23 protein-coding genes and 1 tRNA gene are annotated in these 24266 nt (G+C 41.6%); 2 read left to right on the plus strand and 22 right to left on the minus strand.

The annotated features are described in order from the left end of the window. Positions 1-14: 14 nt before the first annotated feature. The 15 genes from DV740_RS07815 to trxB form a co-directional block, all read right to left on the minus strand. Entirely contained in the window at positions 15-1352 is a 1338-nt protein-coding gene (locus tag DV740_RS07815; RefSeq protein ID WP_117696725.1) for an SPFH domain-containing protein, read from the minus strand. Between the two features lie 36 nt (positions 1353-1388). After that, positions 1389-2147 (minus strand): TIM44-like domain-containing protein, encoded by a 759-nt coding sequence (locus DV740_RS07820; protein ID WP_117696722.1) that lies wholly within the window; start codon positions 2145-2147, stop codon positions 1389-1391. Between the two features lies 1 nt (position 2148). Further along, a protein-coding gene (prfB, locus tag DV740_RS07825) for a peptide chain release factor 2 (protein WP_118087799.1) occupies positions 2149-3277 on the minus strand; the annotation gives its coding sequence in 2 pieces (ribosomal slippage) (positions 2149-3201 and positions 3203-3277; 1128 coding nt in all). 243 nt (positions 3278-3520) lie between these two features. After that, positions 3521-4222 carry a DNA alkylation repair protein gene (locus tag DV740_RS07830; RefSeq protein WP_117947718.1) on the minus strand — a complete coding sequence of 234 codons (702 nt, stop codon included), beginning with the start codon at positions 4220-4222 and terminating at the stop codon, positions 3521-3523. Then, positions 4215-4379: a hypothetical protein gene (locus DV740_RS14790; protein WP_022243557.1), complete on the minus strand. Its 165-nt coding sequence runs from the start codon at positions 4377-4379 to the stop codon at positions 4215-4217. Before DV740_RS14790 ends, DV740_RS07830 begins: the two co-directional genes overlap by 8 nt. After that, positions 4379-5677 (minus strand): S41 family peptidase, encoded by a 1299-nt coding sequence (locus DV740_RS07835; RefSeq protein ID WP_117947719.1) that lies wholly within the window; start codon positions 5675-5677, stop codon positions 4379-4381. Before DV740_RS07835 ends, DV740_RS14790 begins: the two co-directional genes overlap by 1 nt. A 16-nt stretch (positions 5678-5693) precedes the next feature. After that, positions 5694-6911 (minus strand): murein hydrolase activator EnvC family protein, encoded by a 1218-nt coding sequence (locus tag DV740_RS07840; protein WP_117947720.1) that lies wholly within the window; start codon positions 6909-6911, stop codon positions 5694-5696. A gap of 79 nt (positions 6912-6990) precedes the next feature. Then, positions 6991-7896 carry a permease-like cell division protein FtsX gene (gene ftsX, locus DV740_RS07845; RefSeq protein WP_117842235.1) on the minus strand — a complete coding sequence of 302 codons (906 nt, stop codon included), beginning with the start codon at positions 7894-7896 and terminating at the stop codon, positions 6991-6993. After that, the gene (gene ftsE / locus DV740_RS07850) at positions 7886-8569 is read right to left on the minus strand and encodes a cell division ATP-binding protein FtsE (protein ID WP_022243561.1); all 684 of its coding nucleotides are present in this window, start codon (positions 8567-8569) and stop codon (positions 7886-7888) included. Before ftsE ends, ftsX begins: the two co-directional genes overlap by 11 nt. A gap of 22 nt (positions 8570-8591) precedes the next feature. Continuing rightward, positions 8592-9680: a PucR family transcriptional regulator gene (locus DV740_RS07855; RefSeq protein ID WP_117696702.1), complete on the minus strand. Its 1089-nt coding sequence runs from the start codon at positions 9678-9680 to the stop codon at positions 8592-8594. A gap of 150 nt (positions 9681-9830) precedes the next feature. Continuing rightward, positions 9831-10703: a YitT family protein gene (locus DV740_RS07860; protein ID WP_330415600.1), complete on the minus strand. Its 873-nt coding sequence runs from the start codon at positions 10701-10703 to the stop codon at positions 9831-9833. A 9-nt stretch (positions 10704-10712) separates the two neighbouring features. Then, positions 10713-11384, minus strand: a complete 672-nt coding sequence (locus tag DV740_RS07865; RefSeq protein ID WP_117842233.1) for a WecB/TagA/CpsF family glycosyltransferase — start codon at positions 11382-11384, stop codon at positions 10713-10715. Positions 11385-12025: 641 nt separating this feature from the next. Beyond that, positions 12026-13021: an aldo/keto reductase gene (locus DV740_RS07870; RefSeq protein WP_118057110.1), complete on the minus strand. Its 996-nt coding sequence runs from the start codon at positions 13019-13021 to the stop codon at positions 12026-12028. Positions 13022-13420: 399 nt separating this feature from the next. After that, complete coding sequence (locus tag DV740_RS07875) at positions 13421-14662, minus strand: C40 family peptidase (protein ID WP_118057109.1); 1242 nt, start codon at positions 14660-14662, stop codon at positions 13421-13423. 125 nt (positions 14663-14787) lie between these two features. After that, positions 14788-15792, minus strand: a complete 1005-nt coding sequence (gene trxB, locus DV740_RS07880; RefSeq protein ID WP_118087800.1) for a thioredoxin-disulfide reductase — start codon at positions 15790-15792, stop codon at positions 14788-14790. 39 nt (positions 15793-15831) lie between these two features. Between trxB and DV740_RS07885 the strand changes: the two genes are divergently transcribed. After that, positions 15832-16026 (plus strand): YjfB family protein, encoded by a 195-nt coding sequence (locus tag DV740_RS07885; RefSeq protein ID WP_022243568.1) that lies wholly within the window; start codon positions 15832-15834, stop codon positions 16024-16026. Positions 16027-16136: 110 nt separating this feature from the next. Here DV740_RS07885 and DV740_RS07890 read toward each other — a convergent pair whose 3' ends face one another. The 5 genes from DV740_RS07890 to DV740_RS07910 all read right to left on the minus strand — a co-directional run bounded on the left by DV740_RS07890 (position 16137) and on the right by DV740_RS07910 (position 19168). Beyond that, positions 16137-16511, minus strand: coding sequence for a RidA family protein (locus DV740_RS07890; protein WP_022243569.1), 375 nt, complete (start codon positions 16509-16511; stop codon positions 16137-16139). A 95-nt stretch (positions 16512-16606) separates the two neighbouring features. Continuing rightward, a complete protein-coding gene (locus tag DV740_RS07895) occupies positions 16607-17443 on the minus strand; it encodes a CvfB family protein (RefSeq protein WP_118087801.1) in 837 nt (278 codons plus the stop codon). A 13-nt stretch (positions 17444-17456) separates the two neighbouring features. Next, the gene (locus tag DV740_RS07900; protein WP_118057107.1) at positions 17457-18161 is read right to left on the minus strand and encodes an acyl-[acyl-carrier-protein] thioesterase; all 705 of its coding nucleotides are present in this window, start codon (positions 18159-18161) and stop codon (positions 17457-17459) included. A 179-nt stretch (positions 18162-18340) separates the two neighbouring features. Continuing rightward, positions 18341-18412 (minus strand) — tRNA-Gln (locus DV740_RS07905). A gap of 99 nt (positions 18413-18511) precedes the next feature. Then, the gene (locus DV740_RS07910; RefSeq protein ID WP_117696681.1) at positions 18512-19168 is read right to left on the minus strand and encodes a YigZ family protein; all 657 of its coding nucleotides are present in this window, start codon (positions 19166-19168) and stop codon (positions 18512-18514) included. Between the two features lie 177 nt (positions 19169-19345). Between DV740_RS07910 and DV740_RS07915 the strand changes: the two genes are divergently transcribed. After that, positions 19346-22168 carry a transglycosylase domain-containing protein gene (locus DV740_RS07915; protein ID WP_118087802.1) on the plus strand — a complete coding sequence of 941 codons (2823 nt, stop codon included), beginning with the start codon at positions 19346-19348 and terminating at the stop codon, positions 22166-22168. A gap of 187 nt (positions 22169-22355) precedes the next feature. On the opposite strand, the gene DV740_RS07920 is transcribed toward DV740_RS07915, so the two are convergent. Further along, the gene (locus DV740_RS07920; protein ID WP_117947749.1) at positions 22356-23552 is read right to left on the minus strand and encodes an ammonium transporter; all 1197 of its coding nucleotides are present in this window, start codon (positions 23550-23552) and stop codon (positions 22356-22358) included. Between the two features lie 168 nt (positions 23553-23720). After that, complete coding sequence (locus tag DV740_RS07925; RefSeq protein ID WP_022243575.1) at positions 23721-24059, minus strand: P-II family nitrogen regulator; 339 nt, start codon at positions 24057-24059, stop codon at positions 23721-23723. Positions 24060-24266 lie beyond the last annotated feature (207 nt).

Consider the following 24266-nt stretch of genomic DNA (forward strand, 5'->3'; position numbering starts at 1 on the left):
TGCTCCTTCCTCCCTTATGGTCTCTGTTTTCCACAATTGCTGCAGAATTTTCCGGTATTTACTGTTCCACATTCGCAGGTCCAGTCTGCTGCCGGAGCCGGTTTTCCGCAGTTAGTACAGAATTTTCCGGTATTTACTGCTCCACACTCACAGGTCCAGTCTGACTTTACTGCCGGTGCAGGAGCCGGTTTTCCACAGTTACAGCAGAATTTTCCGGTATTTGTTGTTCCGCATTCACAGGTCCACTCATTGCCTGCCGGTGCTGCTGCCTGCTGTGCCGGAGCTGCCTGTTGAGCCGGTGCTGCCTGCTGCACGCCTGCTACTCCGCCTGCCATCTGTGCTCCATTATTCATCTGCTGATTCTGCTGCATGCCTGCAGTCATCTGATTTAAGCTGTCCATGCTGCTGTTGAATGCATTCATTCCCATTCCAACACCCATAAATCCGGTCATTGCACCTGCTGCATTAGAACCTGCATCACGGATACCTTCCGTAATATTTCCAACAGCAATACCACGCATTACATTCGGGTCACTACCCATCATTGCACCTTTGTTGCGCAGATTGATAAGGTTAGTGGATTCCTCGTCGTAAGAGATGCTTGCAATACCTACTGCCTGAATCTCCATACCACGCATCTGGTTCCATTCCTCATCAAGAGTTTCTGACATGTATTTACTCAGCTCGCGTCCCTTGGATGATACATAGGAAATGCGGACACCATCTGCAGATAACTGGTTGATAGATGTCTGTAATGCTTCTAAGAATTCAGAGATATACTGTTCATTGATATCTGTGATTTCTACCCTGTCTTTGTTTCTTGGAATTGCTTCTGCATAGAAACGAATCGGGTCTACAATCTTAATGGAATAAGTTCCGTGTGCACGCAGGAACAATTCTGCATTGTAGAAATTATCAAAATAGTTAATCGGATTTCTTGTTCCGAATTTGATTCCCTTGATTTCCTGAAGGTTTATGAAGAATACCTTCTGTTTATCCGGTGTCTGACCACCAAACTTGATACGTGCGAAGGAATCTTTTAAAGTATCCTTTAACTGCCCGTTAAACAGGGATGGCAAAGAAGAATTATCTACTTTGTAATATCCCGGTTCTGCAGTATAGTCTACGATTTTTCCACCATCTACTAACATCATAAACTGATTATCATATACATGGATGATGGAACCATTAGATACGGTATCATCCGTTCCCTTTGTATTCTGTCCACGGCGAATCAACACACCTCTGGTAAAGACGGTCTGATCTCCCATATCATCCGGCTCGATTACCTCTAACCACTGATCTGCAAAACTTCCTCCAACTGCCTGTGCTACTGCTTTAATTAAACCCATAACAAACCTCCTGTTTTCTTATGTTATATATTTTCATTACACCTTTTGGTATGTAACTTCGTAAAAATGCTGCAGAGACCAAACCTGCATATTGATTGGTATTACTTCACTGCCACAGAACTCACAGTATTTCGCTCCAAGGGATGTAACCGGAGCACCGCAGTGCGGGCAGGTAAGTCCTACCCCTTTATCAGCACTGACTTTGCTCTCATCCTGGATATACATCAGTTCCATGTTGTACTTGGTCTGTTCTAACAAATCTTTTTTACCGGAAATCAGTTTTCCGTCTTTTTCTTTATAGTGAATATGCTCCACTGCACTCTGTAGTGTAATAATGCATTTTCCCTTTTGTTTTTCATATCTGGCAATCTCAGTCTGATGAACACGGATACGTTCATATACCTCATTTACACCTGCTGTCTGATTCTGCTCAATTCTTGCTGCCACTTCTTCTTTAAGTGCTTCCGACAGGCTCTCTGCCCTTCCTATACTATGTGCGGAAATTGCCATCAATGACAATTTCAATGCATCTTCTGCCTTATTTTTAAACTGCACCCAGTTAAATTCCGGGAAATCCCGCTGTATCTGTGGTTCTAATAATCTTGTCATTCCGGATACGGAACATGGTGTGACAGACAGTTCCTCTTCCTGTTTCTTCCAGCCTTCCACTAAAGAATCTGTTCCAAAGAGATCCTGTGAGAATTTTCTTACTTTATTTTTCACATAGAAAACCACGCCTGCTATCACTCCCACAATGACAAGAATAATGACCAGTGGTATGATTACTTTTTCCATCTTACTCTCCCATCTTCTCCGGACAGCCCAGTGACAGCCACTTTAAATATCCATTAATGAAAATATCGATATCTCCATCTAATACTGCATCTGTATTTCCCGTCTCTACGCCGGTTCTGGTATCTTTTACCATAGTATACGGCTGCAATACGTAGGAGCGTATCTGATTTCCCCAGCCAATTTCTGTGACTTCGCCACGGATATCTGCTGCTTTATCTTCATTTTCCTGCTGTTTCAATAAATACAGCTTGGATTTTAACATCTGCATTGCCTTGTCTTTATTCATGTGCTGGGAACGCTCATTCTGGCAGGTTACTACAATTCCCGTCGGAAAATGGGTAATCCGGATTGCTGAAGATGTCTTATTGATATGCTGTCCACCGGCTCCGCTGGAACGGTAGGTATCAATCCTTATATCTTCATCCTTTACTTCAATATCAATGTCTTCTTCAATATCCGGCATCACATCACATGATACAAAGGAGGTCTGACGCTTTCCTGCCGCATTAAACGGTGAAATCCGCACCAGACGGTGTACGCCTTTTTCTGATTTCAGATAGCCGTAAGCATTTTCTCCGTTTACCTGAAAGGTAATGGATTTGATTCCTGCTTCATCTCCATCTAAGGAATCCAGTACTTCAATGGCAAATCCTTTATCGGATGCCCATCTTGTATACATGCGGTATAGCATGGATGCCCAGTCACAGGATTCTGTTCCGCCTGCTCCTGCATGTAAGGATACAATTGCATTGTCTTTATCATATTCTCCGGATAACAGGGTTTTAATCCGAATCTTTTCAAACGCTTCTTCATATTCCTTTATCTCTTCTTCGATTTCCGGAATCAGGGAAACATCATTCTCTTCATCTCCCATCGCAATCAGTGTTTCAATGTCGGAAAGTTTCTCTTCCAGCTGTGCACAGACTGCCACGTCATCCTTATAGCTTTTTAACTCTTTCATCTTCTGCTGGGACACTTCTGCATCATTCCAGAAATCTGGTGCTTCCATTTCCCTTTCCAGTTCTTCGATTTTCTTTGACTTATCTGCTAAGTCAAAGTGAATCCCTCACTTCCTGTAGTGGAGCCTTATAGGTTCCCAATTTGTATCGGTATGCGTCCAATTCAACCACAGTATCACCAACTTTCTTATATTCTTATGATTTTCTGTATAACAAAGAATGTGCCTTGGCACATTCTCGCGCCTGCGCGGTCGCTTGCGACATCTACCTTATACGCCGCAGTGCGCATCCCCGCGGAGCGTTTTTTCTTTGCAGGAAAGCAATTTCCTGTAAAGTAAGAAAAACCACTATAAACATTATAGTGGTTTCCCGGCTTCGAATCAATTATATTTTCCTTAATATTGGTTGAAAAGTCTATTTTTCTGCTTTCCGTTTCATTTTTAAGAGCATTTCCTTATCCTCTTTGGTCACGCGATAGGATTCCCTGATTTTCTGTATCGTCTTATTGTAAGTCCAGTCATCCAGATGATTTGTCCTGAGATAGGAAAGTGTTTTATCCCGGAACTTCACAAAACACACGGACAAATTCCAGGCTACTGCCATTTTCACATAATAGGCATCCTGATGAATCTTATCCATCTCTTCTAAGACAAGGTCAATATAGTCTTCCATAATAAAATGATCTAATAACATCACAACGCCAAACCGGATGAAAAATTCTTCGTCACTGCGAAGATAAGGCAGTAAATATTCTAAAACTGCCTCCGGCTCTTTTCTGGCAATTTTTAAACTTACACAGGTGCTGTCACATACCGACCAGTTCTTAATCTTTGGAAGAAAGGCATCAAGATACGGACGGATTCCTGTGAAATCACTTTTCACATAGCCTAAGGTCATGCCCTGTAACATGGTCTCTTCCATGGAATCATCCAATGCCTGTGAAAGGTAAGTCTGCCAGTCTCCTTTTGCTAATTCTTTTGCATAAGAACGAAGTAATGGCAGCCTTACTCCAAGCACATGTTTTTCCCCCGGAATCAATCCGGCGGAAAAGGTGCCAAAATCCGGTTCTGCCCATTCCATTAACTGCTGGCGAATCTTTTCATTTAATTTACTCATGATTTATCTCTGTTGTAATTTCTGTATTCTGTGCATTGTCATGCTCTTCCGCATCCTGATACATCCCCTTAAGTACGAGGATGGTAACTACCAAAAGAATTACTGCCACCACATAGCGAATGATAAGTTTTTTCTTCTCTTCGTTATTCATCTTCATTATTCTTCTCCGTTCAATACTTCAATGGCTTTTAATATCTGATTATCCTGCATCTCATCATAAGTACCCTCGGTATCTCCGGTGTACTCATATTCAATTTCAACATCCGGTGTAATTCCGGTTCCATGGATGTTATCACCGTTTGGTGTATAATATTTTGCTACCGTAAGCTTAATGGCACTGCCGTCCTTTAACTGCATGATATTCTGCACAATGCCTTTTCCAAAAGTTGTGGTTCCAATCAGTGTTCCATAATCAAAATCCCGGATGGCTCCTGCAAATATCTCGGATGCACTGGCGGAATTGCCATTGACTAATACTGCAATCGGCATATCAAGATAATGCTCTGCATCAGAAGTATAATCCTGACGGTTGCCATATTTATCTTCCGTATAAACAACGGTTCCTTCCGGAAGAATCATATCCAACATCTGCTGACAGGATACTACCATTCCGCCACCATTATCACGTAAATCAATAACCAGCTTCTCCATACCCTGACCCTGTAAATCTGTAATTGCATCCGAAAACTGGGTTGGTGTATTCTCTGCAAATTCAGATACCTGTATATATCCGATATTGTTTTCTAACATTTTATAAGCTACTGTTGGAATATCTACTTTGGCACGAGACACATCAAATTCCAGATTTTCTGATTCCCCTTCTCTTTCAATTACCAGATGAACGGTGGTTCCCTCTTCGCCACGGATGTTGGTTACCAATTCCGACAATTCCATAGAAGTGGCTTCAATATCATCTACCTTGACTATCTTATCGCCTTCTTTTAATCCTGCTTCCTGTGCCGGAGAATTATCATAAATATGGGTAACGGATACTTCCATGGTATTCTTATCCTGGGTAAGTCCTGCTCCGATTCCATAATAATTTGCATGGGTAGATATCATGATATCTTCATATTCTTCCGGGGTATAATACTCACTATATGGGTCTCCGATCCCCTCAAACAAGCCTTTATACATTCCGTTAATCAAGTCTTCCTGATCCACATCTTCATAATAATCTGCATTAATCTGGTCTGCCAGATTATCAAGCTTATTGATGACATCCTTTGAAAGCAGATCACCATCTGATGCTGCTACCGTCTGGCTGCCTCCTGTTACGCCTTTTCCACCAATTACCACAGTACCACTGTAAATACCAATCAATAATACAATCAGCAATACCGCCATGACCGAAGCAGCACCGGTAATCGCACCACGCCAGTAAGTTCTTTTCTTTTCCTTTATTTCCTGCCTGATTGCTTCTGCTGAATTTGTCTCTTCCCTTATTTCGTCCATCTTTCTTCCTCTTTTACTATTTACTCAGATAATTCCATGGGCTTACATAGCTTCCATTTAAGGATACGCCAAAATGTAAATGATTTCCAGTAGATATACCGGTACTTCCTACCTGGGCTATCGTCTGTCCCGCCGTGACTTTATCACCGGTGGATACCAAAAGTGCCGAAGCATGCCCATATACTGTATATAGCCCGCTGCCGTGGCTGATCATTACATAGTTGCCCATTCCATTATTATAGCCTGCATAGGAAACCGTTCCATCTGCCGCCGCCACAATACTCGCACCATAGCTTGCCCCAATATCCAGTCCCTTATGATTAGAGGATGCTCCCTGGGTCGGAGATAATCGCGTTCCGTAATCACTGGTTACCCTGGTACTGCTCGGACACGGCCATACAAAAGCCCCGCCACTGTATACATCTCCAGGAGTCGTATCCGGAGTAGTTCCATTTTCCTCTGCTTCCTGTCTTCGTTTCTCTTCTTCCGCTTTTTTTCTGGCTTCCTCTGCCTGAATCTGCGCAATAATTTCATTCTGTGCATCAATCTCTGCCTGTACTGCATCTGCATCCGACTGTGCCACCGTAATGTCACTCTTTACCTTATCCAGTTCGTCTTCCTTGGCATCCATCAGAGCCTGCACGGTCTGCTGCTGGGATTCTACCTGTGCCTTTAATTCTTCCAGCTCTGTATATTCCTGTTCTAACTGTTCCTCGGCATCTGCCACGGTCTGTACACTGTCATTGTACTGCTGCAGCATATCTCTATCATATTCTGAAATCTGCCGGATATATTCTGCCTGATTCAAAAATTCTGCCATACTGCCGGATTGAAAAAATGCTTCCAGATATGACATTTTTCCACTATTTTCATACATGAACTGAATCCTTTTGCTCATAGCTTCTGCCTGGCTTGCCACATCCGCCTGGGCATCCTCTAATTCGCTCTGGGTGTCTGTAATCTCGGCACTCTTTTCCTCTAACTGTGCCTGTGTATTGGTAATTTCAAGAGAAATGCTTGTAAGCTGCTGATCTAATTCCTTTACCTTCGTCTGAATATCAGCCTTGGAATCTTTCAGCCCATCAATGACACTTTGGGCCTCCTCTAACTGCTTCTCTAAATTTTCTTTTTCCTTCTGTGCATCAGACAGGCTGCTGGCAGATATCTCCATCACCGGAGAAAGTAACATCACAGCTGTCAGTATTGCGGTTGTTACTTTTCTTCGTATCTTCATCTTATTCTCATCACCTTTTATATATTCAAAACAGGGTATCCCCGTGACTGCCCCAGTACACAGGCGATACCCTTTGTCCTTATACTTTCAAATGCTTCTTAATAGTCAGCCGGCTGCCAACAAATCCAATTCCCACTCCCAACAGCAGTGAAATTGGAACCAGACTGTGAAACAGTTCTGCAACCGGAATAAAATTCATAATATTATCTAAAAAGCTGAATTTGTCCGCTACATATACTATAATCTTGCCATACATGAAGTAAAGCAGAATCAGTGGCAATGCAGAACCCAGAAGTCCAATCAGCACACCCTCTACTACAAATGGTGCCCGCACAAAAGAATCCGTAGCTCCAATCAGCTTCATAATCGCAATCTCTTCTCTTCGTACCGAGATGCCAACTGTAACGGTATTACTGATTAAGAAGATAGCAACCGCAAGCAGGATTAAGATAATGCCTCCGGAAACATACGCAATCAGTTTATTAAAATCAGACAATGTATTTGCCACCACTGCAGAATGATGCACTTCCCTTACGCCATCTAAGGACTCTAAATATGTAACCAGTGCATCCTGCATGGAAACATCTTTCATATAAATTTCATAACTGGCAGAATTAGCAAGTGGATTCTCCGCAAATCCCTCTGCAGCTTCTTCTGAGCCACCAAAATATGTCTCTTTACACCTTTCCCACGCTTCATCTGCGGAAATAAATTCATAGCTGGCAACTTCCACACGCTTACTAATTTTATTACCAATCTCATCTATCTGTTCCTGCGAGATTCCCTCATTAAAGAAAACAGATACTGCAACGCCTTCCTCTGCCTCTTTTACCATTGACTGGAAGTTTTCTACAATCGAATAGAAAAGTCCAAACAAAAAGATACAGGCACACATGGTCGCAATAGATGCTACTGAAAACATTTTGTTACGCCAGATATTCTTGATACCCTGTTTTATTGAATAAAAAAACGAACTAATCCTCATCGCTGCAATCACCTTTCTCGTCACTGATAATGACGCCTTTCTTCATTGTGATTACACGTTTCTTCATTGCCTTGACAATCTCAAGATTATGTGTAACAACGACTACTGTCGTTCCCTTCTGGTTAATCTCCTCTAAGAGCTTCATGATTTCCCATGCATTATGGTTATCAAGATTACCGGTCGGCTCATCTGCCAGAAGAATCTTCGGCTGATTTACCAGTGCTCTTGCAATGGCAACCCTCTGCTGTTCTCCACCGGACAACTGTTTTGGATAAGATTTATATTTGGCAGCCAGCCCTACCATAGATAACATGGTCGGTACACTGCTTCTTATGAGCCTTGCCGGAGTACCTATTACCTTCTGGGCAAATGCTACATTCTCATATACATTTCTGTCTTTTAAAAGGCGGAAATCCTGGAACACAACACCTACATTACGACGATATTTCGGTATCTGTTTTCTCCGGATTGCATTTAAATTACGGTTGTTAATCGTAATAACCCCTTTGGTCGGCTCTAATTCTTTTAACAATAATTTAATCAGTGTTGACTTTCCGGAGCCACTGTTTCCAACGATAAAAACAAATTCCCCTTCTTCTATATTAAGACTGATATCATTTAATGCCGGTATTCCTGCCGAATATGACTTGCTTACATGTTCAAGCTTAATCATGTGTTCCTCCTAAAACTACTGCTTAGTAATCCAATGTCTCCATATATTTCATGTATTTTACTACCATTAACGCAATTTTAAATGTAATGGCATCTTCAAATACCCGAAGGTCTAAGCCTGTGCTTTTCTGCAGTTTATCCAGACGGTATACCAGTGTATTTCTGTGTATGTATAACTGTCTGGATGTTTCTGAAACGTTCAGGCTGTTTTCAAAGAATTTATTGATGGTAGTAAGTGTTTCTTCATCAAAATCATCCGGAGATTTTCCATCGAAAATCTCTTTGATAAACATTTTGCAAAGTGGAATCGGGAGCTGATAAATCAGACGTCCAATTCCCAGTGCAGAATACGCAATAATATTCTTCTCTTCAAAGAATATCTTTCCTACATCCAATGCCATTCGGGCTTCTTTATAAGAACGGGATACTTCCTTAATCTCATTTACTACGGTACCATATGCGATATAAGCCTCGCAGTCTTCATCTGCCTTGAACAGATTTAAGATAACTTCTGCCGTTTTCTCCAAATCCTCATAGGTCTCATTTTCTGCAAGTTCTTTTACCACAATGATATTTTTCTCATCTACCGCTGTCACAAAATCCTTGGACTTGCCACCAAAGATACTGCGTACTTTTTCCAGTTCATTTCCGTCCTTTTCCCGGTTGGTTTCTACAACATATACCACACGGCGTACTTCCGTCTCAATATGAAGCTTCTTCGCACGGTTATAAATATCTACTAAAAGAAGATTATCCAATAAAAGATTCTTAATAAAGTTGTCCTTATCAAACCGTTCCTTATATGCTACCAGAAGATTCTGAATCTGGAAACCGGCAATTTTTCCCACCATATACACATCATCACTGTCACCATTTGCCAGTAAAACATATTCTATCTGATGATCATCAAAAACTTTAAAGAACTGGCATCCCTGAATCACCTGACTGTCTGCCGGAGATTCTACAAATGCCAATGCAGGATTGATATAATTATCTGCATCCGGAAATGTGGTTGCCAATACTTTCCCCTCAGTATCGATAATGCACATATCCACTCGTGTAATCCCTTTCAAACCGTCAATTGTGTTTTGAAGTATCTGATTTGAAATCATACTTTTTTCTCCTTCTCTTATCAATATCGCCCCAGTTACTGGACAACTTTCACAAAAAATCCGCATCCTTTTGTGAAAGATAAAACTCTTTGAATCTTATTTTAATGCAAAACGTCAAAAAAATAAAGAGGAAATGTGAATATTTTTATGCTAATATTCCAAAAAACCTTCTCCCAGCACTTCCCGGGCATCCGTCACAATTACAAAAGCATTCGGGTCAAGTTCCATTACTATCTCTTTTAACTCTACAATTTCCTTTTTCGACACTGCACAAAAGAGTATGTCCTTCTCATTTCCGGAATACATTCCCTTTGCATGAATCGCCGTAACACCGCGGTTCATCCGGTGCATCAGTGCATCTGCCACTTCAGTGGCATCTTCCGTAATGATATACGCCGCCTTGGAATATTTGATACCTTCCATAATTGCATCCGATACTTCCGTTGTTATAAAAATTGCCACCACAGCATATAACGCCGGCTTTACTCCAAAGAAAAACATTCCGCTTAACACAATGATACCATCTAACACCAGCATAATCTGTGCAATGGTATATTGTTTAAGAAAACGCTGTAATAAAGTGGCTACCATATCCGTCCCTCCGGTAGAGGACTTCGTCACCAGAACCAGACCGATTCCCGCTCCGGAGATGCATCCGCCATAAATAGCTGCCAGCATATAATCATCCTGTGCTATATTCCAGTGAGGCAGTACCAGAAGCCAGAAAGACAGCATTACCATTCCATATAATGCCCGCCACAAAAATTTCTTTCCTTTTCTTCTCCATGCGCATAAAAAAACCGGAAGATTCAACGCCAGGTTCGTAAACCATAACGGAATTCCTCCGGGAATCCATTTTACTGTCAGTTGTCTGATAAGAATTGCAACTCCGCTAAATCCACCAACAACCATTCCTACCGGGTCATAGATGGACTGAATTGCTATACCCATAAGGCAGGTTCCTGCTGTCATACACAAATAATCCACTATGGCCGGTCTTTTATATCCCAGACCCATAACCATCCGTTTCCTTTAATCTTTATTATATTTGTGTAATTTGCTCTGCAGTTTCTTCTTATGAATCAATCTGCCCGCTATCTGGGATATTCTGCTGATACGGGAACGCGGTGCATAATCACTGCTCAACCCATACCATATTTTAGCATCCAGTTTGCTTTTATTTTCTGTCAAAAACTGTTCCTGTAACGGAGACGGCAGAATGGAAAAAATAACATCTGCACTGGCACTGTTAATCTCATTTACCACACTTTCAAAGTCATTGGACTTTTCCTCAATCGCACAATGACCTGCCACCTCAATCTGTTCGTATTTTCCTACAAGGAAATGCTCCAGCTGTTCTTCCTGAGCAATGGTTTCTGCCAACAAAAAAACTCTCTTATGGTTACGGATAATCCGCTTGATGAATTCCCGGAAGAAATCATGATTAATGGTCTCACTGAGCCGCTGGCTGGAATGAACATCTGCCGCAATCAGAATCTCCTTCTCTCCGATTACCGCAAGATCCAGCTGTTCAATGCACGCCCGCACCGTTTCATCCTGTCCTGCCAGTTCTAACATCTTCATATCTATGGTCTCTATGGTATTCATTATCGTGTTATCCAGATAATTTTCCACCTGCATCATTGCTTCACGGACTGTATAATTATCTACTTCTATTCCCAGTATATCGATTTTCTTTAACATCTTACACCTGTCTTATTCTGTGCATTTCCATGCGCTTTTATGCAAGTAGTATAGCAAAAGCTCCAGTTTTTTTCAACCATTGTGCAAATTTTCTGTAATAATTTTCTCAGATTGCCTTTTTACACCTTTGTAAATAAACTGACATTTTCAGACAATTTTATATGATTTTTTCAATATTGCAATGTCAATAGATTTTGTATATTTTTTTAAAAAGTTATCAACTTTATCATTTGTTCACAAAACATCTGTTCTTATTTTTTGCTATGTAAACCTATATTTTTCTCCTTTTTTCTGTGGATAATGTGTATAACTTGGTGTATAACTCCTTTTTTTCGATATTTCCACATTTTTCGATGTGGATAACTTTTTGGACTTTTTTATAATTTCCAGCACTTTTTTTCGACGTTCTTTTCTTTTTTGTGCATATTGTATATTTTCAAAAAAGAAGTGTAAAATTGTCTGATTGCAATTTACACTTCTTTTCCGTCAAATGAATTTCTTTTCCACTTTTCAAAATAGCACCTCTTCCCCATATGTATATTTACATAATATCATATTCGTTCACATAACTATTTTGATTGGGAAATTGTATGAACAATTCCTTCCATTCTTTTTTCCAAAACTGCATCTGCGTCCAGGCTTCAGGCTCTGCAGACAGCTTCGATTTCTTCTAACTCTTCCGTGGTAAATGCCGGTGCATCTACAATCTTTAAATTATCTAATATCTGCTGCGGACGGGATGCGCCAATCAGAACACTTGCTACCGTCTCATCCTTTAATATCCAGCTTAATGCCATCTGTGCCAGTGTCTGTCCACGGCGCTTTGCAATTTCATTCAGGCTCTTAATCTGCTGCATTCTTGTTTCCGTAAGGTCGGATGCATGAAGGAATCTGCCATCTCTTTTAATCCGGCTGTCCTCCGGAATTCCATCGATATACTTATCTGTCAGCATTCCCTGTGCAAGTGGAGAAAATGCGATCACACCTTTCCCCTTCTCTTTTGCAGCTTCTAGCAAGCCATTATTCTCTACCGTACGGTCAAAGATATTGTAGCGGTTCTGGTTTATCACAAACGGACACTTTAAATCTTCCAAGATTTCAGCTGCCTGTTTCATATGCACGCCATCATAATTGGATATTCCTACATATAATGCTTTTCCGCTTCTTACAATCTGGTCTAATGCCAGCATGGTTTCTTCCAATGGCGTATCCAGATCCATTCTGTGATGATAAAAAATGTCCACGTATTCAAGTCCCATACGTTTTAAGCTCTGGTCTAAGCTCGCAATCAGATACTTCCTGCTGCCATGGTCCCCATAAGGTCCCGGCCACATATCATAACCTGCTTTCGTTGTAATCAATAATTCATCGCGGTAGGCATGCAATTCTTCCCGCATGATTCTGCCAAGATTACTCTCTGCACTGCCATATTCCGGGCCATAATTATTTGCCAGGTCAAACTGTGTGACTCCATGGTCAAATGCCGTAAAACACATTGCTTTCATGTTCTCATAATTATCATTGGTTCCAAAATTATGCCAGAAACCAAGGGACAATATTGGAAACAACAATCCGCTCTTTCCTACTCTTCTGTATTTCATGGTTTCATATCTTTGTTCTGATGCTGTATATTCCATCTGTGGTAACCTGCCTTTCCTTTCATTCTATAATAATGCGCCTCCGCCACTTTATTGGCTGATTTTATTATAATTGCAGTTTTTCCAGATAAAAATAGAATATCTTTTAATAACGTATCAAATTTTTATATCTGCTTTTTTCCAAATGTCTACCTGCAGTGTGCATCCTCGCGGAACGTTTTTTACTTTACAGGGAAGCAATTTCCTGTAAAGCAAAAAAAGGACTGTTGCAACCGCAACAGTCCCTGTTTATCTTTTTCAATATTATTTCATCCTTAATTTTACCATAAACTACAAGAAACACGCTTTGCGAGTTTCTCGAGTTATCGCGGCGCTCGCCAAATCTGCATGCAAGCATGCGATTTTTCTCGCTACTCGCGTAAATCAAATCCGGACATCCTAGAAAATACGTCTTACAGAAAGAACTGGCTTATAGTCAATCGGTGATGTAAATTTGATTCCTGATGACGGTGTGCTGGCATGTACGATTGTGTTGTTACCAACATAAATTGCAACATGTCCACTGTAGCATACGATATCGCCCGGCTGCATCTGGTCTGTACCAACTTCATATCCGCAGCCTCTCATTGCTCCTGAAGAATGCGGTAATGATACTCCAAACTGTGCATACACACTCATTACAAATCCGGAACAGTCTGCTCCGTTTGTTAAGCTTGTTCCACCTGCTACATATGGATTACCAACGAACTGGCTTGCGAAGTTTGCAACTGCTGCTCCATCAGATCCGGATGGTGCATTGTATGTAGATGTACCACCAGATGTACTGGAGGATGAGCTGCTGCTCTTAGAAGATTTTTCTGCTGCTTTCTTTGCGGCTTCTTCTGCTGCTTTTCTTTCAGCCTCTTCTTTTGCAAGTCTTGCGGCTTCTTCTTCTTTGGATTCTGCCTGAACGAATTCAGTAGATAATGTTACATAATCAGCGGATACATATCCCTCGCCCTCTTCGATGGAAACTTTTACCCATCCATCTACAGACTCATCTGTAACTGTCAAATCATCCAGTCCTGCAACCATTCCAAGTTTCTTAGAATCGGTAGAAGGCTCTGTTCTCACAAATAAAGTAACTGCATCTTCATTTACAGTTGCTACACGACGTCCGACGGAACGGGCCAGTTCTTCGTTGCCGACTACTACATATTCACTCTTAACATAACCGGTAACGGTACCAGAAGTAATCTGATACCATCCATCTACGGTCTGCTGGACGGTTGCTGCTGAATTATTATAAAGCTTACCAAGCACCTCACTGTCTTCTGATGCTTCGCTTCTGATATTTACATAGTTATCAACCTGTGCAATTGCCACATTTGCGAACGGATCTTCTTCTGCCGGCTGTGCCTCTTCTGCTGTATCCTGCTGTGCTGCATCCCCTTCTGTAACAACAGGTGTGTCATTATTCTGTGCAGTTGCCACATTCGCCTTTGCTACAAGTTCACTGCTTGCCATATAATTGCTGAATGTCAGAGAAAAACCTGCTACTAATGTGTCATTGGAAGCCCCCACTTCCATTGCTGAAGTAACACCTGCGACTGGTGCTGCATATGTTGTTGCATTGCTTCCAGTGACTAATAATGCGCTTGCGAGTCCGCAGGCTGTTAATCTTAACGCTTTCTTATACATAAAAACCTCCAAACCTAACGATTTGTTACAAATTTATTACATTTATTACAGAGTCATTATAGCGCAGCTAACCTGTCATGTCAACCTAAAATTCCCGCTTTTTTTACATCATTCTTTCCGTTCTTTTACGAAATTGCTCCATCACTTTCCAGAGAAGCAATGGCATTGGCGCCATCTGCTACTGCCGTTACGACCTGGCGCAGCTGCTTGGTTCTGACATCCCCCACTGCATATATGCCAGGCACACTGCTCCTTCCATCCTCTCCGGCTTTGATATATCCTGTATCATCCAATGCCAGATCCGGTATTACTTTTACGGTATTCGGCACCATTCCCACTGCAACAAAAACGCCATTTACCGGAAGCATTTTTTCTTTCTGTGTCTTCCTATTCAATATTTTGATTTTCTCTACCATTCCTTCACCGCAGATTTCCTCTACTACGGTATCATATAAAATTTCAATTTTTTCATTTGTCTGCACCTGCTCCGCTAACACTTTTGCGCCACGGAAACTGTCTCTCCGGTGAATGAGGTATACTTTTTCACAACCTCTTGCCAAAAAGAGTGCATCCTCTAACGCGACATCACCACCGCCTGCCACCGCAACAGTCCGATTCCGGAAAAATGCTCCATCGCAGGTAGCACAATATGAAACTCCCATACCGGTAAGTCTTTCCTCCCCCAGTACCCCAAGCTTCCGGTAAGATGCTCCTGATGCAATGATTACTGCTTTTGCTTCGTACTGGTTCTGATTGGTTGTTACTAGCTTCTTTTCCTGCTTATCCTCTACCGATACGACCTGTTCTTTTACAAAAGTCACGCCGCTCTTTTGGGCATGCTCCCGCATCTTCTGTGCCAGTTCAAATCCCCCCACTCCTGGCAGTCCCGGATAGTTGTCCACTTCACTGGTATTGACAATCTGACCTCCGCTCATTGGCTTTTCTTCTATTATAAGTGTATCAAATTTTGCTCTTCCTGCATAAATTGCCGCCGACAGCCCTGCAGGACCGCTTCCTATTATAATCACATCATACATGTTGTGGCTCCTCCATTTCTTCAGTAGGATAAGTATACCACCTTTTCCAAAATATATGAATGTTTCCTTGCTTTTTCTAATCTGCCATGCCATAATGAAAGTACATATCAAAGCAGAAAGGATGTGACTGATATGGATATTGCAGCATTAAACAATACTGCTTTAAGCGCACTCAACAGTGCCTCTACTCCAACCAGCGAAGCGATTGGAGTTGCAATGCTGAGTAACCAGCTGGATGTCAGTCAGAGTATGAGTGACAGCCTGATTCGTGCCATGGAATTGTCTGTAAATCCTGCTGTTGGCGGGAACTTTGATGTCTCCGTTTAAATCCACTGTATGGTTTTGCAAGACAATACATTGCAACGCAAAAGACCGGAACCTTTTTCTTCCTTCAGGGAGACTTTAAGATTTCCGGTCTTTTTCTATGTTTCCTTGTCCTATTTCATTGCGATTGCTTCGATTTCAAGCATAACGTCTTTTGGCAGACGTGCTACTTCTACGCAGCTTCTTGCCGGGAAATCGGTGGTAAAGAATGTCTTATAAACCTCATTAATTGCTGCGAAATCATTCATCTCTTTGATGAACACCGTCGTCTTAACCACTTTGTCCATATTTGTGCCTGCTGCTTCTAAAAGATTGGAAAGATTGGTCAGTGCCTGTTTTGCCTGTGCTACAGAGCCTTCCGGAATCTCGCCGGTTGCCGGTACAACGGGAATAATACCAGAAGTATATACCATTCCATTTACTTCAATTGCCTGTGAATATGGTCCGATTGCTGCCGGTGCTTTTTCTGTTGCGATTACTTTCTTCATGTCTCGTTCCTTCTTTCTTTATTTAAATAATAACTATTCGCGGTGCTCGCCAAATCTGCATGCAAACATGCAGTTTTTCTGGCTGCTCGCGTAAATTAACTGTTTTTACGGATTGCATGCTCGCTGAGAGTTATCTTTCTCTCCTTATAGAGTCTGCCTACAGCACGCTTGAATGCTGCCTTGCTGAGTCCGGTTTCCCTCATGATTACTTCCGGTGATGCCTTTTCTGTAAATGGCAGTACGCCGGCATAGGAATCTATCACTTCCATTACCTTCTGTGCATCGCTGTCCATCTGAAGGTAAGCTTTTTCCCGAAGGGTAATATCCAGCTTGCCATCCGGTTTTACATTGACTACCCTGGCAGCAATTACATCCCCTATCCGAAGATGGCTGCTGTCCTCATGCTTGGAAATCATTGCAGAATATTTATCATCCACCGCTGCAAAGGTTCCAAAATTATCACTGAATTCATAGATTCTTGCTTCTACTTCATCCCCTGCTTTATATGGAGAATCTTTGCTTAAAAGGTCATAAAGATTCTTCATGCTGGCACAAAGTCTGCGGCTCTTATCAATATATAAAGTTACCATGACTTCATCCCCGGCATTTACCTTGCGGGTCATCTCCTTATAAGGAAGGAATAAATCCTTTTCCAGTCCCCAGTCTAAAAACGCTCCTATTTTACCAACTTCCAATACCGGAAGCACTGCAAGCTGTCCCAGTACCAATTTCGGTTCATGGGTGGTTGCAATCAGACGGTCTTTGGAATCCCGGTATAAAAAGATTTCTACTTTATCTCCAATGCAAAGTCCCTCCGGCACCTGTTTTGCCGGCAAAAGCACTCTGGTCTCATCCTCCGGATTTTCTGCCAGATACATTCCAAATTCAACTTTCTTTACTGCTGTTAGTTCCTGTTTTTCTCCAAGATTCATATTTTCCTGCTTTCTATTGTTCAAATTCTACAATGGCATATGGTTTCTGCTCTTCATCCGCCAGTGATACCAGATACATTTTATCATCTGCATATACAAATGGGAATACCTTGTCTCCTAATACTGCTGCTTTCCGGTATTCTGCCCGCATTTTATGGATATTAAAATTCTCAGGCAGATAATTCTTTGCCATGGCAATATACTGTTCATTATTTACATGATGATTGGTATCAATCTGCTCCGGGCGAATCTGAAAGCTTTCCTTTTCCTGCATTTTCTCCGGAAGTTTTATCTTTCTGTCCGCATAGTCCATTTTGAAAGGCTCTTCCATCTGATATTCTTCTAACATCTTATCAGAAATCCGTGCCGGTCTTTCCCTCTTTAAATCCATAAAAATCCACTGGGAATCCGCATAAGCACAGATTTTCCCCTCAGCATCCTCTATGGTAAAATTACGATAACCATAAAAACCTTTAAAGTTATATGGCCAGGTCTTTACTGTTATTTTTTCTCCAAGAACCGGCAGCCGTTCTACCACAATCTGCCAGGATGCCAAAAACCATGCCTGTGCATGCTCCTTCAAATAGTCCACGCCAATTCCAAGATCCTCTGACTGGAATATACAACAATCCTGCAGATAATTAGTCAATGCCTGAAATGTCATCTTCTGTCCGCTGTCTGCTTCACTATATCTTACTCTGCTTTTCATGGAATACATAGATGTGTCCTCCTTGTAAATGCCTGGCTATTAAAAAAAATGTGCCTGGGCACATTCTCGCGCCTGCGGCATCTACCTTATACGTCGCAGTGCGCATCCTCGCGGATCGTTTTTACTTTGCGGGAAAGCAATTTCCTGTAAAGTAAAAAAACACCACGCTGCTGTGGTGTTTTCATGAGCAGGGCTACAAGGATTCGAACCTTGAAATGACGGAGTCAGAGTCCGTTGCCTTACCGTTTGGCGATAGCCCTTTGTTGTGTCAACAATGGGTATTCTACATGAAAACATTCCATTCGTCAAGCACTTTTTCGATTTTTTTTCGATTTTTTGCAAAAAGTTTTTACAGGTCATCAAAAAACTTTGATTGTACCGTTCAAATCTGCAAATTCAATGGTCTCTTCCCACATCAGCTTTGCCTTTCCACTGGTGGAATCCGTAAGTTTCTTTTCTAATTCCAGACACTGTTCTAACGGTACTGCTGCATCCAGTTCCACACCTTCTGCATATTCGGTATCCATAATCGTAACGCCCTGTTCTGCCAGAAGATACTGTATCTTGCCAAGTCCTGTATAATCCGTACTTATCTTAAGACGCTTTCCCGGTCTCTTTTCAATGATGGTACAATTCTTTAAACCCTCCTGTACAGCACCCTGATAAGCACGCACCAGTCCACCGGTTCCCAGAAGTGTTCCACCAAAATACCGGGTTACTACTACCACTACATCCCGGATGCCCTCCCGTAAAAGTACGTCTAACATCGGACGGCCTGCTGTGCCGGAAGGTTCTCCGTCATCCGAGCAGCGGGTCAGCTCCTGATTTCTTCCTATTATAAATGCGGAGCAGTTATGTCTTGCATCCCAGTATTTTTTCTTCATAGTATTGATATATGCTACCGCTTCCTCTTCTGTGGTAACTGGTGCAATATTTGCAATAAACCGCGATTTTTTCTCTTCAAGCTCACCACTGCCGCCTTCATATATTACTTTTCCGTTTGAAACTTCTGACATATTGCATTGCTCCTGCCTCTTTTTTCGTTTCCTTATTGTAGCATGATTTCCATTTTTCCTGCAAGGAAACCTTAAGAATTTCTTATCAAAACCTTGCGTTTTTACTTTTTTCTTTATTATATGGTATCTTTTTGCTATAATAAGAAAATAATGTTATTAATCCAAAGGAGGCACATTATGAATTATGGAAAGAAGAGTACCGCCAGGAAGGAAAAAGAGCTCACTTCCAAAGGTACTATGGTCCGTAAGAAGTTTTCCGTAATTTTCTGCAAGACTCTACTGATCTGCTTTTTCTTAGCAGCTGTCGTCGGTATTTGTGCAGGAATCGGAATCTTCAAAGGAATCATTGATTCTGCACCAGATATAGATGATATTGATGCAAGTCCTACCGGACAGCTCTCTACCGTTCTTGACGATGAGGGTAATGAAATTGCCACTCTGGTTACTTCCGGTACAAATCGTGACCCGGTAACCATTGATAAGATGCCGATTAATCTTCAACATGCATTCGTAGCCATCGAAGATGAACGTTTTTACGATCACAACGGAATTGATATCAAAGGAATCATCCGTGCCGGCTTCAAAGGCATTGCATCCGGTTTTCATTTTAATCAGGGAGCCAGCACAATTACACAGCAGCTTCTGAAAAACAACGTTTTCACTGACTGGACAAGCGAAGACAGTATGGCTGACAAGTTTGAGCGTAAAATACAGGAACAGTATCTGGCTGTACAGCTTGAAAAAAGAGAATCCAAGGACTGGATTCTGGAAAATTACTTAAACACCATTAACCTTGGTCAGAATACCCTTGGTGTCCAGGCTGCATCCAAACGATATTTTAACAAAGATGTATCTGACTTAACACTTTCTGAGTGTGCAGTAATTGCAGCAATTACCAAGAGTCCGACAAAGTATAATCCGATTACTAACCCGGACAACAACGCATCCCGTCGTAAAGATGTCTTAGACAATATGTTAGACCAAGGTTATATTTCGCAGGAAGAACACGACGAAGCATTAGCAGATAATGTCTACGACCGTATTCAGATTGTAGATAACAGCACTTCTTCTACTGCAAATGTCAACTCCTACTTTGTGGATACCCTTACCGACCAAGTAATGGATGACTTAATCAATGAATTAGGTTATACCGAGACACAGGCTTTCAATGCACTCTATGGTGGTGGTCTTACCATTTACTCCACCCAGAATGCTAATCTCCAGCAGATTTGTGATGAGGAAGTCAATAACTTAGATAACTACAACGGTCAGGTGGAATATTCTTTCTCCTATCGTCTTTCCATCCAGAAAGCCGATGGTACACTGCAGAATTACAGTGAACAGACCATGCTCACCTACTATCGTGAAAAAACCGGTAATAACAGCTACAACATCAACTTCAGTTCCAAAGAAGATGCCCAGGCTGCCATTGACCAGTATAAAGCAGATATTATGGAAGAGGGAGATACCATCCCGGGCAGCGGCGAATCCGTTACCTTTACGATTCAGCCACAGGCTTCCCTTACGCTGATGGATCAGGCTACCGGTGAAGTGAAAGCATTAGTTGGTGGCCGTGGTGATAAAACCGCAAACAAAACCTTAAACCGTGCTTCTGATACCACCAGACAGCCGGGTTCCACCTTCAAGATTTTAGCTGCTTATGCACCTGCTCTTGACAGTGGCGGAATGACCTTAGCTTCTGTAGAAGATGATGCTCCTTATTCTTATACCAATGGACGTTCTCTTCGTAACTATGATGACCAGTATCGCGGATTTACTACTTTAAGAGAAGCAATCTGCCACTCCATCAATATTGTAACAGTTAAGACCCTCACCGATATCAGTACCGATTTAGGTTACAGTTACTTACAGAGCTTCGGATTTACCACCTTAGATGCTGAACACGATAATAATCAGGCTCTCTGCCTTGGAGGTATCTATAAAGGTGTTACCAACTTAGAATTAACTGCCGCCTATGCGACCGTTGCAAATGGCGGTACTTATACCAAACCAAGATTCTATACCAAGATTTTAGACCATGACGGAAATGTTTTAATTGACAATACTCCGCAGACCCATACTGTATTAAAGGACACCACTGCATGGCTCTTAACCAATGCCATGGAAGATGTTGTTACCTCCGGTACCGGTACAATCGTTAACTTCGGTTCTATGCCGATTGCCGGTAAAACAGGTACTACAACCTCTGACCGCGATGCTCTTTTCGTAGGATACACACCATATTATACCTGTGGTGTATGGGGCGGATATGATGATAACAGCGAACTTTCCAGCACCAGATATCCAAAGTTAATCTGGAAAGCAGTTATGTCCCGTGTTCATGAAAATCTGGAATATAAAGACTTTACTATGCCAAGCGGAATTACTTCTGCTGTCGTATGTAAGAAATCCGGAAAACTTGCCGTAGAAGGTTTATGTGACTGTGATCCGCGTGGCAGCATGGTTGAAACAGAATATTTTGCAACCGGCACAGTTCCAACAGAAGTATGTGACCATCATGTCAGCGCAACAATCTGTACTTCCTCCGGAATGCTTGCAAATGAATATTGTCCGAACGAAACAAGACAGACTGGTATCTATATCGTTGGCGGTTCTGAAGGTACGGATGATTCTCCATATCTTATGACAGATGAATTATCCAACAGCACCTGTAACGTACACACTTCAAGTTCCGTTACACAGCCTTCCACACCATCTACTAATACAACAGATACTTCTAATCCAACCAGTGGAAGTCTTACCGGTGGTGGGGATAATACTACACCAGATCATGGTAATACCGGAACCGGAAGCAGTACAAATACCGGTGGTGATACAGGAACCAATGGTGGCACAGGAACCGGCGGCAGTACAGGAACCAGTGGTGGTGCAGGAACCGGCAGTGGCACAGGAACCGGCAGTGGCACAGGAACCGGTGGTGGTACAGGAACCGGCGGTGGAAGTTCCGGTACCGGCTCTGATGGAAACACTACGAATTAACCAAATCATTATTCTATAATCAGACACCTATAGAAGCTGCCAAAGGCAGCTTCTATTTTTTCTATCTGATACCGGGCACAGACAACAACAAAAGCCCTGACATACGCCAGGACTTTCGTTGTTGATGTATATACTACTAAGGGGATTAGATAATTACTAACCTAATCACAATTAGATTAGTACATGATTAGTGAAGTTCTCTTGTTACAAAATCCGGGTAAGCTGACTCTAAGCCATGCTCAGTAGAATCCAGACCTTCTAACTCTTCTTCTTTTGATACTCTAAGACCAATTGTCTTTTTTAATACGATAAATACAATGCTCATGGTTACAATTACCCAGCCTGCGATACATACGACACCAAGTGCCTGAATAGCCAGATGATGAACTCCGCCACCATAGAAGAGGCCATCTGTATAATCGAAGAGACCTACCATCAATGTTCCAAAAAGACCACAGGCACCGTGTACGGATACAGCGCCAACCGGGTCATCTACTTTTAATTTGTCTTCTACAAAGTATACTGACATGGTACAAAGGATACCAGCTAAACCACCGATAACGAATGCACCTACTGCATCAACATTTGCACATCCTGCTGTAATTGCTACCAGACCTGCCAGGGAACCATTTAAAGACATGGACACATCCGGTTTACCATTCTTAATCCAGGTATAAATCATTGCTGTAACAGTTGCTGCTGCCGGTGCAATGGTTGTTGTTGCAAAAATCTGTGAAAGCTGTAAGGTATCAGTTGCTGCTGCACCATTAAATCCATACCAGCCAAACCAGAGAATAAATACTCCCAAAGCACCAATCAAAATGTTGTGGCCCATAATAGGTCTTGATTTACCATCTTTGTCATATTTACCAATACGAGGTCCTAATAAAGCGGCTCCGATAAATGCGGTAATTCCACCTACCATATGAATACATGCAGAACCTGCGAAATCTGTAAATCCAAGGTCTGTAAGCCATGGAGTTCCGCCCCATACCCAGTGTGCTTCTACCGGATATACAATCAGGCTGATTACAAAACTGTAAATACAATATGTAATGAATTTGGTACGCTCTGCCATTGCTCCAGATACAATTGTTGCAGCTGTTGCACAGAATACCAGGTTAAATACGAAATTGGACCAGTCTGTTGTTCCAAAATTCTTCAATGGATTTAAACCCCATCCTACAAATTTTCCATCACCACAAAGAATATTATATCCTAATAAATAAAATGCAACGGTACCAATACAGAAGTCCATCAGGTTCTTCATTGTAATATTACCTGTATTTTTGGATCTGGTAAAACCAGCCTCTACCATTGCAAATCCACATTGCATAAAAAATACTAACGCTGCTCCCATCAGGAACCAAACACTCATATCCATAATCATTTCCTCCTTTACCAAAATAAATATTAAAGTAAAAAAATAGAGATATCAAACAAGGCTCTCTCCTCGTCTGCTTATCTCCTTCGATAATATTTATTTGCGATATTCTTTTTTCAATATCCACAAGACAGTTTCCTATCTGTGCCTTACTCCTCTTTGCATCTTTTATAATGCTTTGTCTCCATGTTCGCCGGTACGGATACGAACGGCATCTTCTACATCATACACAAAGATTTTACCATCACCAAAGTTACCGGTATTAATCTCATCTACTACCTTATCAATTAATCCTGGCGCAACTTCATCTGAGACAACGGTCTCTACTTTGATTTTCGGAAGTAATGTTACATTATAAGATGCTCCACGGTAATTCTTGATAATACCCTTCTGATTACCATATCCCATGCTATTTACAATGTTTAAACCATTAACTTCACTGCTTTCTAAGACTGCTTTCAAGTCTTCAAGCTTTTCCGGTTTAATAATAATTTCCAGCTTTTTCATATCATCTCGTCCTCCTTCTTATTATTGTTCACAATTTATTCACCTGGCATTCAAAGATGATTCACTTTATCAACACGCTTTTTTCAAATTAGGCTGATATAGTATAGTCATAAGCAAAAGAAAAACATAACTTTAAATATTCTTTTTCATAATCTGCCAGGTAACTTAAGTTGCCTGGCATCCTCCCTTTTATGCCTCTTTTTCCGT

The sequence above is a fragment of the Roseburia sp. AF02-12 genome, assembly GCF_003461765.1.
Classification (GTDB): domain Bacteria; phylum Bacillota; class Clostridia; order Lachnospirales; family Lachnospiraceae; genus Roseburia_C; species Roseburia_C amylophila.

Bases quoted from the DNA above. Each gene is read 5' to 3' on its own strand.
- DV740_RS07900 (WP_118057107.1), bottom strand. From the start codon at position 18,161: ATGTATTCCATGAAAAGCAGAGTAAGATATAGTGAAGCAGACAGCGGA.
- DV740_RS07915 (WP_118087802.1), top strand. From the start codon at position 19,346: ATGAATTATGGAAAGAAGAGTACCGCCAGGAAGGAAAAAGAGCTCACT.
- DV740_RS07835 (WP_117947719.1), bottom strand. From the start codon at position 5,677: ATGGACGAAATAAGGGAAGAGACAAATTCAGCAGAAGCAATCAGGCAG.
- DV740_RS07830 (WP_117947718.1), bottom strand. From the start codon at position 4,222: ATGAGTAAATTAAATGAAAAGATTCGCCAGCAGTTAATGGAATGGGCA.
- DV740_RS07855 (WP_117696702.1), bottom strand. From the start codon at position 9,680: ATGATTTCAAATCAGATACTTCAAAACACAATTGACGGTTTGAAAGGG.
- ftsX (WP_117842235.1), bottom strand. From the start codon at position 7,896: ATGAGGATTAGTTCGTTTTTTTATTCAATAAAACAGGGTATCAAGAAT.
- ftsE (WP_022243561.1), bottom strand. From the start codon at position 8,569: ATGATTAAGCTTGAACATGTAAGCAAGTCATATTCGGCAGGAATACCG.
- DV740_RS07910 (WP_117696681.1), bottom strand. From the start codon at position 19,168: ATGTCAGAAGTTTCAAACGGAAAAGTAATATATGAAGGCGGCAGTGGT.
- DV740_RS07860 (WP_330415600.1), bottom strand. From the start codon at position 10,703: ATGGTTATGGGTCTGGGATATAAAAGACCGGCCATAGTGGATTATTTG.
- DV740_RS07870 (WP_118057110.1), bottom strand. From the start codon at position 13,021: ATGGAATATACAGCATCAGAACAAAGATATGAAACCATGAAATACAGA.
- DV740_RS07890 (WP_022243569.1), bottom strand. From the start codon at position 16,511: ATGAAGAAAGTAATCGCAACAGAAAAAGCACCGGCAGCAATCGGACCA.
- DV740_RS07895 (WP_118087801.1), bottom strand. From the start codon at position 17,443: ATGAATCTTGGAGAAAAACAGGAACTAACAGCAGTAAAGAAAGTTGAA.
- DV740_RS07885 (WP_022243568.1), top strand. From the start codon at position 15,832: ATGGATATTGCAGCATTAAACAATACTGCTTTAAGCGCACTCAACAGT.
- DV740_RS07920 (WP_117947749.1), bottom strand. From the start codon at position 23,552: ATGGATATGAGTGTTTGGTTCCTGATGGGAGCAGCGTTAGTATTTTTT.
- DV740_RS07820 (WP_117696722.1), bottom strand. From the start codon at position 2,147: ATGGAAAAAGTAATCATACCACTGGTCATTATTCTTGTCATTGTGGGA.
- DV740_RS07865 (WP_117842233.1), bottom strand. From the start codon at position 11,384: ATGTTAAAGAAAATCGATATACTGGGAATAGAAGTAGATAATTATACA.
- DV740_RS14790 (WP_022243557.1), bottom strand. From the start codon at position 4,379: ATGAAGATGAATAACGAAGAGAAGAAAAAACTTATCATTCGCTATGTG.
- DV740_RS07875 (WP_118057109.1), bottom strand. From the start codon at position 14,662: ATGTATAAGAAAGCGTTAAGATTAACAGCCTGCGGACTCGCAAGCGCA.
- DV740_RS07925 (WP_022243575.1), bottom strand. From the start codon at position 24,059: ATGAAAAAGCTGGAAATTATTATTAAACCGGAAAAGCTTGAAGACTTG.
- DV740_RS07840 (WP_117947720.1), bottom strand. From the start codon at position 6,911: ATGAAGATACGAAGAAAAGTAACAACCGCAATACTGACAGCTGTGATG.
- DV740_RS07815 (WP_117696725.1), bottom strand. From the start codon at position 1,352: ATGGGTTTAATTAAAGCAGTAGCACAGGCAGTTGGAGGAAGTTTTGCA.
- trxB (WP_118087800.1), bottom strand. From the start codon at position 15,792: ATGGCATGGCAGATTAGAAAAAGCAAGGAAACATTCATATATTTTGGA.